Source organism: Pseudomonas persica, from assembly GCF_900291015.1.
Lineage (GTDB): Bacteria > Pseudomonadota > Gammaproteobacteria > Pseudomonadales > Pseudomonadaceae > Aquipseudomonas.
The window spans coordinates 1-12,150 of sequence record NZ_OLKL01000014.1 but is presented as its reverse complement, the minus strand read 5'-3'; the positions used below and the strand labels follow the sequence as shown (position 1 = coordinate 12,150).

General features: G+C 63.7%; 16 protein-coding genes. 8 read left to right on the top strand and 8 right to left on the bottom strand.

Annotated features, from left to right (window positions below):
• Nucleotides 1–110: 110 nt before the first annotated feature.
• On the bottom strand, nucleotides 111–797 hold the full coding sequence (locus tag FQ664_RS06745) for an LrgB family protein (protein ID WP_144171039.1): 687 nt from the start codon (nucleotides 795–797) through the stop codon (nucleotides 111–113).
• Entirely contained in the window at nucleotides 787–1,173 is a 387-nt protein-coding gene (locus FQ664_RS06740; RefSeq protein ID WP_144171037.1) for a CidA/LrgA family protein, read from the bottom strand. The genes FQ664_RS06745 and FQ664_RS06740 overlap by 11 nt, the downstream gene beginning before the upstream one ends.
• A 96-nt stretch (nucleotides 1,174–1,269) precedes the next feature.
• Between FQ664_RS06740 and FQ664_RS06735 the strand changes: the two genes are divergently transcribed.
• A complete protein-coding gene (locus FQ664_RS06735; protein WP_144171035.1) occupies nucleotides 1,270–2,166 on the top strand; it encodes a LysR family transcriptional regulator in 897 nt (298 codons plus the stop codon).
• Between the two features lie 274 nt (nucleotides 2,167–2,440).
• Here FQ664_RS06735 and FQ664_RS06730 read toward each other — a convergent pair whose 3' ends face one another.
• Complete coding sequence (locus FQ664_RS06730) at nucleotides 2,441–2,896, bottom strand: flavodoxin (RefSeq protein ID WP_144171033.1); 456 nt, start codon at nucleotides 2,894–2,896, stop codon at nucleotides 2,441–2,443.
• A gap of 128 nt (nucleotides 2,897–3,024) precedes the next feature.
• Here FQ664_RS06730 and FQ664_RS06725 point away from each other — a divergent pair, with 128 nt between their 5' ends.
• Nucleotides 3,025–3,453, top strand: coding sequence for a PAS domain S-box protein (locus FQ664_RS06725; protein WP_054572763.1), 429 nt, complete (start codon nucleotides 3,025–3,027; stop codon nucleotides 3,451–3,453).
• Nucleotides 3,454–3,512: 59 nt separating this feature from the next.
• Entirely contained in the window at nucleotides 3,513–4,130 is a 618-nt protein-coding gene (locus tag FQ664_RS06720; RefSeq protein WP_144171031.1) for a hypothetical protein, read from the top strand.
• On the opposite strand, the gene FQ664_RS06715 is transcribed toward FQ664_RS06720, so the two are convergent.
• Nucleotides 4,115–5,050: a MerR family transcriptional regulator gene (locus FQ664_RS06715; RefSeq protein ID WP_144171029.1), complete on the bottom strand. Its 936-nt coding sequence runs from the start codon at nucleotides 5,048–5,050 to the stop codon at nucleotides 4,115–4,117. The genes FQ664_RS06720 and FQ664_RS06715 overlap by 16 nt on opposite strands.
• A gap of 219 nt (nucleotides 5,051–5,269) precedes the next feature.
• On the opposite strand from FQ664_RS06715, the gene FQ664_RS06710 reads away from it, so the two are divergent.
• The 4 genes from FQ664_RS06710 to FQ664_RS06695 are packed head-to-tail and all read left to right on the top strand — an operon-like array spanning nucleotide 5,270 to nucleotide 7,241.
• Entirely contained in the window at nucleotides 5,270–5,830 is a 561-nt protein-coding gene (locus tag FQ664_RS06710) for a putative antibiotic biosynthesis monooxygenase (RefSeq protein ID WP_144171027.1), read from the top strand.
• A gap of 33 nt (nucleotides 5,831–5,863) precedes the next feature.
• Nucleotides 5,864–6,601 carry a dihydromonapterin reductase gene (folM, locus tag FQ664_RS06705; RefSeq protein WP_144171025.1) on the top strand — a complete coding sequence of 246 codons (738 nt, stop codon included), beginning with the start codon at nucleotides 5,864–5,866 and terminating at the stop codon, nucleotides 6,599–6,601.
• A 9-nt stretch (nucleotides 6,602–6,610) separates the two neighbouring features.
• Complete coding sequence (locus FQ664_RS06700) at nucleotides 6,611–6,907, top strand: DUF1244 domain-containing protein (protein ID WP_003260708.1); 297 nt, start codon at nucleotides 6,611–6,613, stop codon at nucleotides 6,905–6,907.
• Nucleotides 6,900–7,241 (top strand): HopJ type III effector protein, encoded by a 342-nt coding sequence (locus FQ664_RS06695; RefSeq protein ID WP_178090955.1) that lies wholly within the window; start codon nucleotides 6,900–6,902, stop codon nucleotides 7,239–7,241. The genes FQ664_RS06700 and FQ664_RS06695 overlap by 8 nt, the downstream gene beginning before the upstream one ends.
• A 129-nt stretch (nucleotides 7,242–7,370) precedes the next feature.
• Here the strand turns inward: FQ664_RS06695 and FQ664_RS06690 are convergent, their stop codons facing one another.
• The 4 genes from FQ664_RS06690 to FQ664_RS06670 form a co-directional block, all read right to left on the bottom strand.
• Nucleotides 7,371–8,279, bottom strand: a complete 909-nt coding sequence (locus tag FQ664_RS06690; protein WP_144171019.1) for an alpha/beta hydrolase family protein — start codon at nucleotides 8,277–8,279, stop codon at nucleotides 7,371–7,373.
• Nucleotides 8,280–8,446: 167 nt separating this feature from the next.
• The gene (gene fabV / locus FQ664_RS06680) at nucleotides 8,447–9,658 is read right to left on the bottom strand and encodes an enoyl-ACP reductase FabV (RefSeq protein ID WP_144171017.1); all 1,212 of its coding nucleotides are present in this window, start codon (nucleotides 9,656–9,658) and stop codon (nucleotides 8,447–8,449) included.
• A gap of 245 nt (nucleotides 9,659–9,903) precedes the next feature.
• On the bottom strand, nucleotides 9,904–10,437 hold the full coding sequence (locus FQ664_RS06675) for a cytochrome b/b6 domain-containing protein (RefSeq protein ID WP_144171015.1): 534 nt from the start codon (nucleotides 10,435–10,437) through the stop codon (nucleotides 9,904–9,906).
• Nucleotides 10,434–10,700, bottom strand: coding sequence for a PepSY domain-containing protein (locus tag FQ664_RS06670; protein WP_144171328.1), 267 nt, complete (start codon nucleotides 10,698–10,700; stop codon nucleotides 10,434–10,436). Before FQ664_RS06670 ends, FQ664_RS06675 begins: the two co-directional genes overlap by 4 nt.
• A gap of 175 nt (nucleotides 10,701–10,875) precedes the next feature.
• On the opposite strand from FQ664_RS06670, the gene FQ664_RS06665 reads away from it, so the two are divergent.
• Complete coding sequence (locus tag FQ664_RS06665) at nucleotides 10,876–12,054, top strand: acetyl-CoA C-acetyltransferase (RefSeq protein ID WP_144171013.1); 1,179 nt, start codon at nucleotides 10,876–10,878, stop codon at nucleotides 12,052–12,054.
• Nucleotides 12,055–12,150: the final 96 nt, after the last annotated feature.

The window sequence follows — 12,150 nt, the reverse complement described above, 5'->3', positions numbered from 1 at the left end:
GGCACTTACATGTGCTCTCTATGTCGAGGCTGAGTCTAGCCAGCAGCCCATGGGCTGGAACTTGCGTTGCCAGCCAGCTTGATGACTTGGCGAGTCAGGGGCACGAACGGTCAGAGCAGCATGGCCAGCAGCGGTGCCGCGAACAGGTTCAGCAGCCCGGTCAGGACCATGACCAGGCCGGCCACCGAGCCTTCCTCGCGGCCCACCTCCTGTGCCCGGCTGACCCCGGCGCCATGGGCGCCGACACCGAACAGCGCGCCCCGCGCCAGCGGCGTGCGCAACGGCAACCAGCGCAGCAGCACGCCACCGAACATGGCGCCCAGCACGCCGGTGAATATCACGAACACCGCCGTCAGCTCCGGTACGCCACCCAGGTCATGGGCCAATGGCATGGCGAAGGGCGTGGTGATCGAACGCGGCACCAACGACAGGCTGGTCGCGCTGTCCAGCGCCAACATATGAGCCAACCCCCAGGAACTGGCGATCGAAGCGCTGCTGCCGGCGACCATGCCCACCATCAGCGCCGGCCAGTGGCGCGCCAGCATGGCCCGTTGCTGCCAGATCGGCACCGCGAATGCCACGGTCACCGGGCCAAGCACACTCATCAGCCAGTGGGTGTTGCGAGCGTACTCGGCATAGGCGGTGTGCAGCGGCACGGCCACCGCCAGCAACAGGACCGGCACCAGGATCAGCGGCGACAGCAGGTAGCGCCCGCTGCGCCGGTACAACCAGCGGCTGCCCAGGTAGGCCAGCAAGGTCAGGGCCAGCCAGAACAGCGGCATGGGTTCAAGGCTCATGGCGCAACCTCCAGCGACACACCAGTTCCACGGTCAACGCGGTCACCACCATTACCATCAGGGTGCTCACGGCGATCACCAGCAGGATGCGCCAGCCCTCGTCACGGATCAGGGCGCCATAATCGAGCAGGCTCATCAGCGCCGGGATGAAGAACAGCAGCATCTCCGCCATCAGCCAGCCGGCGCCCAGTTGCAGCATGGCCGGCTTGAGCACACCCGAGGCGAACAGCAACAGCAGCAATGCCAGGCCCATCACGCCGCCGGGAATCGGCCAGCCCAGCCAGGTGGCAAGCTGGCCGCCGAGCAGGAACAGGCCACAGAGGATCGCCACCTCGACGAGCAGGCGCAGGGCTTTTTTCAGTAACGCGGGTTTCATGGGGTGGTCCTCGACAGGCCCTCATTTTAAGATTCGGCTGCCTAGGCCAGAAGCGAATTGTTAGACTGAACACCATTCCAGAATGGAATTGCGATCATGGAATTCAAACAGCTGCGCAGCTTTATCGAAGTGGTCCACCGCGGCGGTTTTACCCAAGCGGCGCAGACCCTGCACATCAGCCAGTCGGCGGTGAGCAAACAGGTGGCCCAGCTGGAGCAAGATATGGGCCAGCCGCTACTGGAGCGCCAGGCCTCGCGGCTGCACCTGACTGCTGCCGGGCGCATTGTGCTGGAGCGCGGCGAAGCCTTGCTGCGCCAACGTCAGGCACTGCTCAGCGAACTGGACGACCTCAGCCAGATGGGCCGCGGCGAACTGCGCCTAGGCTTGCCGATGCTGGGCAGCGACGCGTTGTTCGCCGGGTTGTTCGCCGAGTATCGGCGGCGTCACCCGAACATCGCGGTCCAGTTGCTCGAAGGCGGCAGCCGCAACATCGAGCAGGCGGTCAGGAGCGGCGAACTGGAACTGGGTGGCAGCCTGACGCCCAGTGACGAGGCGTTCGACTACCAGCCCTTCTGCAACGAACCGATGGACGTCCTGCTGCCGGTTGGCCACGCGCTGGCGGGCAAAAACGGGGTGGACCTGCAGCAACTGGCCGATACCCCGTTCCTGCTTTACCAGCGCAGTTTCGTGCTAAATGACCGGCTGCTGAAGGCGTGTCAGCAGCAGGGCTTTACTCCCCAGGAAGGCGGGCGCAGTGGCCAGGCGGACTTCCTCGCGGCGCTGGCTGCGGCGGGCCAGGGCGTGGTGCTGCTGCCCCGTGTGGTGGCGAAAGCACTGGAGCGCCCTGGTGTGGTGCGCCTGCCGCTGCGCTCGCCGGGGGATTTGCGTTGGGATATCGCGTTCATCTGGCGGCGCGGGGCGTACCTGTCACGGGCGGCGCAGGCGTGGTTGGCGTTGGTGAACGAGTGGCCGGTGCTCGACAGCAAGGAATGAGTTGCCCTTGCTGGCCTCTTCGCGGGTAAACCCGCTTCCACAGGAACACCACAGCCTCTGAAATCTGTGCAGTACCTGTGGGAGATGGCCCAGCCCTTTGGGCTGCGCTGTCGCATAGAGAACTGAATTCGCAAGCGGTCCGTGCATCCTGNGCTGCGCCGGTGTTCGCGGCTAAAGCCGCTCCCACAGGGGCCCTGCTAATTCAACGAGTTATGTGCAGTTCTATGAGCGCTGGCTTGCCGGCGAAGAGGCCGGTACAGGCGAAAAATACCCGTCAGGCTTTAAGTGTACTCACCAACTCAGCCAACCAAGGCTCTGCATCCGCCTCCGGAGTCACCGTCTCGCTGGCATCCAGGCGCAACATCGGTTGCACTTCCCGCACGCCAAGTTCGGCAAACAGTTCGCGCATCTGCTCGCCACCACCGCAGTAGGTATCGCCGTAACTGCTGTCACCCAGCGCAATCACGGCACCCGGCAGGCCACGCCAGGCCGCAGGCAGGGTGTCACGAATGCTGCTGTACAACGGCATGAGGTTGTCCGGCAGTTCGCCCATGCCCGTGGTCGAGGTCACGGCCAGCAAGGCGTCGGGGGCGAAACCTTCAAGGTCCTGCAAGGTGGCGCGCGGCGCATGCCAGGCCTCCAGGCCCGCAGCCTTGAGCAGCGTTTCAGCGTGACGGGCGACTTCTTCGGCGGTGCCGTAGACCGATCCGCAAATAATGGCGACTTTCATCGGGTAGAGGATTCCGAAACTGAGTGAAAACGTAGGATACTAGCATCCAGCGCTGGCAAAAGGCCGCCTCTACCAAAGTAGCCATCTTCAGCCGTTCTTCGCACCCTTCTTTGCCCAAGGGCCCGAACATGATCAACGCGCAACTACTGCAATCCATGGTCGATGCGTCCAATGACGGGATCGTGGTCGCCGAACAGGAAGGCGACGACACCATCCTCATCTACGTGAACGCCGCCTTCGAACGCCTGACCGGCTACAGCCGTGACGAAATCCTCTACCAGGATTGCCGCTTCCTGCAGGCCGACGACCGTGACCAGCTTGGCCGCGCCCGCATCCGCAAGGCCCTGGCCGAAGGCCGCCCGTGCCGCGAAGTGCTGCGCAACTACCGCAAGGATGGCAGCGCTTTCTGGAACGAGCTGTCAATCACCCCGGTAAGGCACGACGCCGAACAGCGCACCTACTTCATCGGTATCCAGAAAGACGTTACTCGGCAGGTCGAACTGGAGCGGGAATTGGCCCAACTGCGCGTTCGTCCGAAACCCGACGAACGCACCTGAACCAAGTACGCCACGCGCGGTCAATCCTGTTGAAGAAATCGCCACCACCGAGTTCGATCATGCAAGCAGAAGCGATCCTGACCCAGGACGAGCTGGACTTCATACAGAACATGCAGCATTCGCCGCAGTTGAACCTGGCCGACCCCATGTCGAGCCTGCTGGTCAATGGCGACCGCCGCATCCAGAGCTTGCTCACCCGCTTGGTGGCCAACGAGCAGGTAACCTTGCAGGCCCAGTTCAACAACCAGCAGATCAGCTTCCCGCTGCAACTGGTGGAAGACGAGTTCCATGCCCTGCACCTGCAACTGGGCTCACCGGAAATCTATGAAGACGGCCCCATGCTGCGCCCCTGGCGCCTGTCGATGGACCAGCCGAGCGCACTGCTCGATGCCCATGGGCAGGAAAGCGGCCTGTGGGTTCGCGATATTTCGTTCAAGGGTACATTGCTGGAAGTCCGTGGCCTGCCAGCAGCGCCAGCCAGCTTCGAACTGCGCTTCGCCCCTGGCGGTATCAACCCCATCGAACTGCATGGCGTGCTAGGCCGGCGTATCGGCACGGACCTGGCCGCCTACGACCTCAGCCAAAGCCCGGCCGAAGAGATCGAACGCCTGCGCGACTACATCCTCCAGGCCCATCGCCGGGCCCACCCCGAGCTACACACTCAGGTATCGAGCTGACCGGCCAGAAACTGCCGCAAACGCTGGCGCATCACGCCACCCTGCGCGCCCATGCAGACGATCGGGCTGCCAGCCAGGCTGTCCTGCGCCAGTTCCGCCGCTTCACCGGCCAGTAACAACGGGCATTCCAGCCCTGCCACCAGGCGCGTCAGGCGCCGGGTGAGTTCCATCGTGGGCGACTGGTGGGAAAACAGCACCAAGGCATCCGGCTTCAGGCGCTCGCAGACCAGTGCCAGTTCCGCCAGCGGCTGCCCGCTTGCCAGTGGCGTCACGCCGACTTCATCGCTGCCCAGGATCAGGCTGGTCACCAGCAATTCCAGCTCGTGGCACTGCCCTGGCAACGGCGCCAGCAGCACCCTGCGGCTGCGCGGTGCATGGGCAAGTTGCAAGCGGGCGAACACCCGGCCACGCAGAAACTGATCGAGGAACAGCCACTCGCTGGCCTGCCCGTAGCCGCCCTGCCCGACCGCCAGGTCATGCCATACCGGCATGAACACTTCGCTGAATACCTGGTCCAGGGTGCTGGCGGCAAACACCTCGTCGAACAGACGGTCTAGGCCGGCCACGTCAAAACGCTGCAGCGCCTGGCGAATCTGCTGCTGCCAGCGCACCCAGGCGCCCATAGCGCAACCTGCCTGCCCGGCAAGGGCATGGTCGCGCGCGAGGATGCTGGCCACCTTGCTCACCGCTACACCACGCTCCAGCCAGCCAAGGATGCGGCGAATGTCATCGATGTCGGCCTGGGAGTACAGGCGGTGGCCACTGTCGGTACGGGTTGGCTGGATCAGCCCATGGCGGCGCTCCCAGGCACGCAAGGTCACGGCGTTGACGCCGGTCAGGCGGGAAACTTCACGGATCGGAAACAGGTCCTGCTGCGCGAGGCCCGCATCGATTACCGGTTTACGTCCCTGTTCATTCATCTGTACGGGGTACCCTGTGTGCTCAAGTTGAACACCTAGTCTACTACGGCAATGCCAGACGCTGGGCCGCAACCGTTTGCCAGCTGACGGTTGCCGAAGATCGCCAATGAGCGATAATCCGCGCCCGATTCTTGCATGCACGCCTGTGTTGCCCACCACCCCGGGCCACACAGCCAAAGGGGCCGGCTACCCGCCAGCCCCGTTGCCAGGAGATACACGATGTCTACCCCACCCGTCACCCTGATGGTGTCGCGCCGCGCCGCCCACGGCCGCTACCAGGACCTGCTGGCCTGGTTGCATGAAGGCGAACAGCTGGCCACCGACTTCCCCGGCTACCTTGGCTCGGGCATCCTCGCACCACCCCGCGATAGCGACGAGTTCCAGATCATCTTCCGCTTCAGCGACGAACCGACCCTGCATGCCTGGGAGCATTCCGCCTCGCGCCGGGCCTGGTTGCAACGCGGCAACGGCCTGTTCGAACGCCCCAAAGAGGCGCGCGTGAGCGGCATCGACGACTGGTTTGGCACCAACATGGTGCAAAAACCGCCACGTTGGAAGCAGGCCGTGGCCATCTGGCTGGCCTTCTTCCCGGTTTCTCTGGTGTTCAACCTGGTGTTCGGCCACTGGCTGGCAACGCTGGACCTGCTGCCCCGCGTACTGCTCAGCACCTTGGGCCTGACGCCCGTGATGGTCTACCTGTTCATCCCCTTGTCCACCCGCCTGCTGGCCGGCTGGCTGCATGCCTCCCCGGCCACTGCTGGCGCCCTGCGCAGCCGCTGAGGCCAGGCCGTACACGCGGTAAACAGTTCGGGTATGCTGGGCGGCAACCAAAGGACAGACAAGTTGACCGCCCCGAACATGAACAGCCCCATTCTCGTTACCGGAGCCAGCCAGCGCGTCGGGCTGGCCCTGGCCCTTGAACTGGCGCAGGCCGGCCATACGGTGGTCAGTGCCAGCCGCAGCATCCAGCCACAGGCGGCCCACCCGAACATCGTGCAGTTCCAGGCCGACCTGTGCCAGCTGGCCGACCGCCAGGCCCTGATCGACTACCTGCACAACCATTACGACGGCCTGCGCGCGATCATCCACAACGCCTCGCTGTGGCTCGACGATGGCCTCGACAACCTCGAGACCATGTTCCGCCTGCACGTCGAAGCGCCCTACCACCTCAACCTGGCCCTGGGCGAGCTGCTGGCCAAGGTGGAAAAGGCCGACATCATCCACATTTGCGACGAAACCTCTTCGCGCGGCAGCAAAAGCCACATCGGCTATGCCGCGACCAAGGCCGCGTTGCAGAACATGGTACTGTCGTTCGCCGAAAAATATGCGCCCAAGGTGCATGTGAACGGTATCCTGCCTGGGCTGCTGATCCTCAAGGAAGGGGGTGACGAAGCCTACCGCCAGCAAACCCTGAAAAAGGCCCTGCTGGAGTTCGAACCCGGCGCCGGCCCGCTGATCGACACGGTCAAGTACCTGCTCGCCAGCCAGTACAGCACCGGCAGCCAGGTGGTCATCAACGGTGGCCGCCACCTGAAGAACCGCATGACCTGAGAGAAGCCCATGACCCCACAGCAACAGCTCGAACTCGAGGCCGCCGCGTTCCGGCGCCTGGTCGAACACCTGCAAAAGCGCACCGACGTGCAGAACATCGACCTGATGAACCTGTCCGGCTTCTGCCGCAACTGCCTGTCCAAGTGGTACAAGGCCGCGGCTGACGAGCGCCAGCTCGACCTGAGCCTGGATGACGCCCGCGAAGCGGTGTACGGCATGCCCTACGCCGAATGGAAAGCCCAATACCAGAAAGAAGCCAGCGCCGACCAACAAGCGGCGTTCGAAAAAGGAAAACCCCGTGACTGACCTGAATACTCTGCGCGCCAGCCTGGCCAGCGGCCAACACGTGTTTGCCGACACCCTGGCGTTCATTGCCGACAACTACAGCTACCAGCCACAGGCCTTCGACAATGGCGGCGTGGCGAATGCGGCCGGGCAGAACGAAGGTTCGTGCAAGACCCTGGGCCTGGCGCTGCTGGAAGGGCTGAGCGACCAGGAAGCACTGCTGGCCTTTGGCGAGCACTACCGGGACGTGCTGGCCACGCCCGAGGGCAGCGACCATGGCAATATCCGCGCGCTGATCAAGCATGGGTTGGCGGGCGTGAAGTTTGCCGAGCTGCCGCTTGCGCGCAAGGCTTGAGATAGCCGGGGCCGCTTTGCGGCCCTTTCGCGACACAAGGCCGCTCCCACAGAAGAAATGCGATCCCTTGTGGAAGCGGCCTTGCGTCGCGATGGGCTGCAAGGCAGCCCCAGATTTTCCAACCCACCATCAATCCATGATGGTTCCCGGCACCCCACCCGCCAACCCACCCTGCTGCAACCACTGCAAGGCCACCGGCCACAAACTTTCGCGAAACCGGTCATGGAAGAACGCGAAATGGCCAATTTCCCCGACCGAGATATCCACAGGCGCAATGCGCAGGTGCTGGCGCTCGGCGCCCTGCAGATAACCCAGCAAACGCTCGGTCGCCGCCACGGTACCAAAGGGGTCATCGGTCAGGCTGATGGCCAGCGTCGCCGCCCGTACCTGGGCGAACGGTAGTGCCTCCAGTGCACGCCCGCTGGGTCGCTGCTCATAGCGCGGGGTACGGGTGGTCCAGTCATGCACCACGCCGGATGGCGTGTCCTCCATCCACCCCAGGCGCTTGCCGGGAAAATAACCGAACACCCGGGTGAGCAGGGGCATTACCACATGCCACTTGCCGAACAGTTGCCAGCGCTGGTCAGCCGCGTAGTCGCGCCAGTAGGCGAATTGCGCGCCAACCATCACCACCCGGCGTACCTTGCTCGCCGACGGTGCCAGCCCCACTGCGCAGCCGCCAAAACTGTGCCCCACCACGTCCATCGGCTGGCCCGGGAAATGTTCTGCGGCGTACACCAGCATGGCTTCGAAATCCAGCTGCCCCCAGTCGCTCCAGGAAGCCTGGAAGCCACGCAGCGAGGCCGGGCGGGATTCGCCGATGCCACGGTAGTCGTAGGTCAGCACATCGCAACCCTGGGCGAACAGGTAGTCGGCGAAACGCGAGTAGTAGCGGCAGCGTACCGAGGTGGCAGCGTTGATGATCACCAGCGGGCGGAGGGGGTCAGGTCGGGCGTGGCGCCAGCGGAAGCCGCCGAGGCTGTAGCCGTCGGCTGCGGTGTGGCGAAAGGCAGTGGCGGGCTGGGTGAGGCTGCTCATGGCACATTCCCTGTTGTCGTGCGCCAACGCTAGCAAAGATTGTGCAGCCTGTAGCGGCCCTTTCGCGGGTAAACCCGCTCCCACAGGTACAGCACCGAGTTTGAGGATGGTGCAGAAACTGTGGGAGCGGGTTTACCCGCGAAGAGGCCGGTGCAGGCTAAAGCCGATTACAGCTCGATGCAGTCGAACTTCACATCGGTAGCCACGTCTTCGTCGTAGTTGACGTCAGCGCGCTCGAAGCCGAACAGGTTGAGGAACTGCTTCTTGTAACCGGCGTAGTCGGTCAGCTCGAACAGGTTCTCGGTGGTCACCTGTGGCCACAGCGCCTTACAGGCGTCCTGTACGTCATCACGCAGTTCCCAGTCGTCCAGGCGCAGGCGGCCCTTCTCGTCGACCTCGGCCGGCGCGCCGTCGGCACGGTACATGCGGTCACGGTACATGCGGTCCAGCTGGTCCTGGGTGCCTTCGTGAACACCCTTCTCCTGCATGATCTTGAACACCATCGACAGGTACAGCGGCATCACCGGAATAGCCGAACTGGCCTGGGTGACCACCGACTTCAGCACGGCCACGTTGGCGCCGCCTTTCACTTCGTCGGCCAGCTTCTGGTCCAGGCGCAGGGCAGTTTCGTCAAGGTCCTGCTTGGCCTGGCCCAGCGCACCGTGCCAGTAGATTGGCCAGGTGATGTCGCTGCCGATGTAGCTGAAGGCCACGGTACGGGCGCCTTCGGCCAGCACGTTGGCACCCGCCAGGGCATCGATCCACAGCTGCCAGTCCTGGCCCCCCATGACGGTGACGGTGTCGGCGATTTCCTGCTCGGTAGCCGGCTCGATGCTGGCCTCGATGATGGTGTCCTTGTTGGTGTCGATGGCGGTCGACTTGTACGGCTGGCCGATCGGTTTCAGGGCCGAACGCACCAGTTCACCGGTCTGCGGCAGCTTGCGCACCGGCGAGGCCAGCGAGTAGATGACCAGGTCGACCTTGCCGCCCATTTCGTGCTTGATCAGCTCGATGACCTTGGCGCGGGCTTCGTCGGAGAAAGCGTCACCATTGATCGACTTGCTGTACAGGCCCTCGGCCTTGGCAAACTTGTCGAAGGCTGCAGCGTTGTACCAGCCAGCGGTGCCGGCCTTGGTCTCGGTGCCTGGCTTTTCGAAGAACACGCCCAGGGTGTCGGCCTTGAAGCCGAACGCCGCGGTGATGCGGGCTGCCAGGCCGTAGCCGCTGGAAGCACCGATGACCAGGACCTTCTTCGGGCCATCCTCGCGCACGCCCAGCTTGCGGGTGGCTTCGATCTGGTCACGGACGTTGAGCTCGCAGCCCTTCGGGTGAGTCGTGGTGCAGATGAAACCGCGGACCTTAGGATGAATGATGGCCAATGTCTGTACCTCGTCAGGTTTATGCCGGGGGAAACGCCGCCATGGGCGATTCCGATTGATCAGAGGGTGAGACTACCCCCGCAGGTTATCCGACACATATTACGGGGTGATCAAAGGGATGCAAAACGGTGGTTAGCCTGTTCCGGCCCCTTCGCGGGTGAACCCGCTCCCACAGGGACGGCGCAAATCCTGAAGGCTGCGCAATACCTGCAGGAGCGGGTTCACCCGCGAAGGGGCCGGAACAGTCAATCGCGATGCCGACGGCGCCCGGTGATCATCGACCACGGCAGGTTTTCCCGCATGCGCACGCTCTCGTAGATGGCCGCCAGCACATGCACGCAAACCAGCACCAGCAGCGCGTTGGCCAGCCAGCTGTGCAGGTCCATCGGCCAGTCGACGCCCCACAGCGCGTCCACCTCCTGCGACGCCCACCCGGTCAGGCCCAGGCCGGCGATGCCGGTCAGCATCAGCATCATCACCAGGGCACCAATCGGCGAATGCCCCATGTGATGGTCTAGCTCCCCACGCAGCAGCGCCCGGGCATGCCCGACCAGGCTCGCCGGGGTTGGCCAGAAGTCGGCCCAGCGCGCACTGCGTGGCCCGACAAAACCCCAGACCACACGGACTACCACACAGCCCAGTGCGTAGTAGCCCAGCCACTGGTGCCAGTCTTCGCCTTCTTCGTTGAAAAAGTAGTTGGCAAAGAACACCACGGCGATCGACAGGTGGCACAGTCGCAGGAGAGGGTCCCACAGCTGCACCGTGCCATCGCTGTTCACTCCTCGACCTCGGACTTGACTGCCTTGCCGGTCACAGGGTCATGGTAGATCTCGACCTTGCGGCCTTCCTTGTCGAGACCATAGATCTCGTAGCAGTTGCCCTTGGTGACCTTGAACTTGTTGATCTTGTAACCCTGTTCCTTGAGCTGGGCCTGGAACTTTTCCTGGTCTTGCCAGGTGCTTTTATCGGCTGTGGTGCATTCGGTGGCAGCGAATGCAATGCTGCTGCCGATAAGGAGGGTAAGGGCCATGAAGATGCGCATGAGCATGATCTCCATTCAGTTGAGTGTTGTAGAGCATCCTTTAGCATAGATCTGGAGGTTGCTTCATGCCCATTCATTTGCTTTGCATATCAATCATAAAAAAAAACAAACTTAACAAATGAGCCAAAGCCACCGATGCTTGAGGCACTACGCCCATCGCACGGAGAACAACAACATGAACGACGTGGTCATCGTCGCCGCAACCCGTACCGCCATCGGTAGCTTCCAGGGCGCCCTGGCCACTGTGCCTGCGGTCGACCTCGGTGCCGCCGTGATCAAGCGCCTGCTGGAGCAGACCGGGCTGGCCCCGGCAGAGGTCGACGAAGTCATCCTCGGCCAGGTGCTTACCGCCGGCGCCGGGCAAAACCCGGCACGCCAGGCTGCGATCAAGGCCGGCCTGCCTTTCAGCGTACCGGCGCTGACCCTGAACAAGGTCTGCGGCTCCGGCCTCAAGGCGCTGCACCTGGCCGCTCAGGCCATCCGCTGCGGGGACGCCGAGGTGGTAATCGCCGGCGGCCAGGAGAACATGAGCCTTGCCCCCTACGTAATGCCCTCGGCCCGCACCGGCCAGCGCATGGGCCACGGCCAGCTGATCGACAGCATGATCACCGACGGTCTGTGGGATGCCTTCAATGACTACCACATGGGTATCACCGCCGAAAACCTGGTGGACCAATACGGCCTCAGCCGTGAGCAGCAGGACGCCTTTGCCGCCGAGTCGCAGCGCAAGGCGGTGGCGGCGATAGAGGCCGGCCGCTTCGATGATGAAATCACCCCGATCGTGCTACCGCAGAAAAAGGGCGAACCCAAGGTCTTCGTGCAGGACGAACAGCCGCGTCCGGGTACCACCGCCGAATCCCTGGGCAAACTGCGTCCGGCGTTCAAGAAAGATGGCAGCGTCACCGCCGGCAACGCCTCTAGCCTGAATGACGGCGCCGCCGCCGTGCTGCTGATGAGCGCCGCCAAGGCCAAGGCCCTGGGCCTGCCGGTGCTGGCCAGGATCGCGGCCTATGCCAGTGCCGGTGTAGACCCGGCGATCATGGGCATTGGCCCGGTTTCGGCCACCCGGCGCTGCCTGGACAAGGCCGGCTGGCAACTGGCCGAGCTGGACCTGATCGAAGCCAACGAAGCCTTTGCCGCGCAGGCGCTGGCCGTGGGCAAGGCGCTGGAATGGGATGCCGCGCGGGTCAACGTGAATGGCGGGGCGATTGCCCTCGGCCACCCGATTGGGGCGTCCGGATGCCGGGTGCTGGTGACCCTGCTGCACGAGATGATCAAGCGGGACGCCAGGAAAGGCCTGGCGACCCTGTGCATTGGTGGCGGGCAAGGCGTAGCCTTGGCGATCGAGCGTTGATCTAGGCAGGCCCGGCCTCTTCGCGGGTAAACCCGCTTGTATGGTAGGACTTGAAGGGAGGAGGAGGGTCATAACTCGCTTCTGACTGTTCGCAGC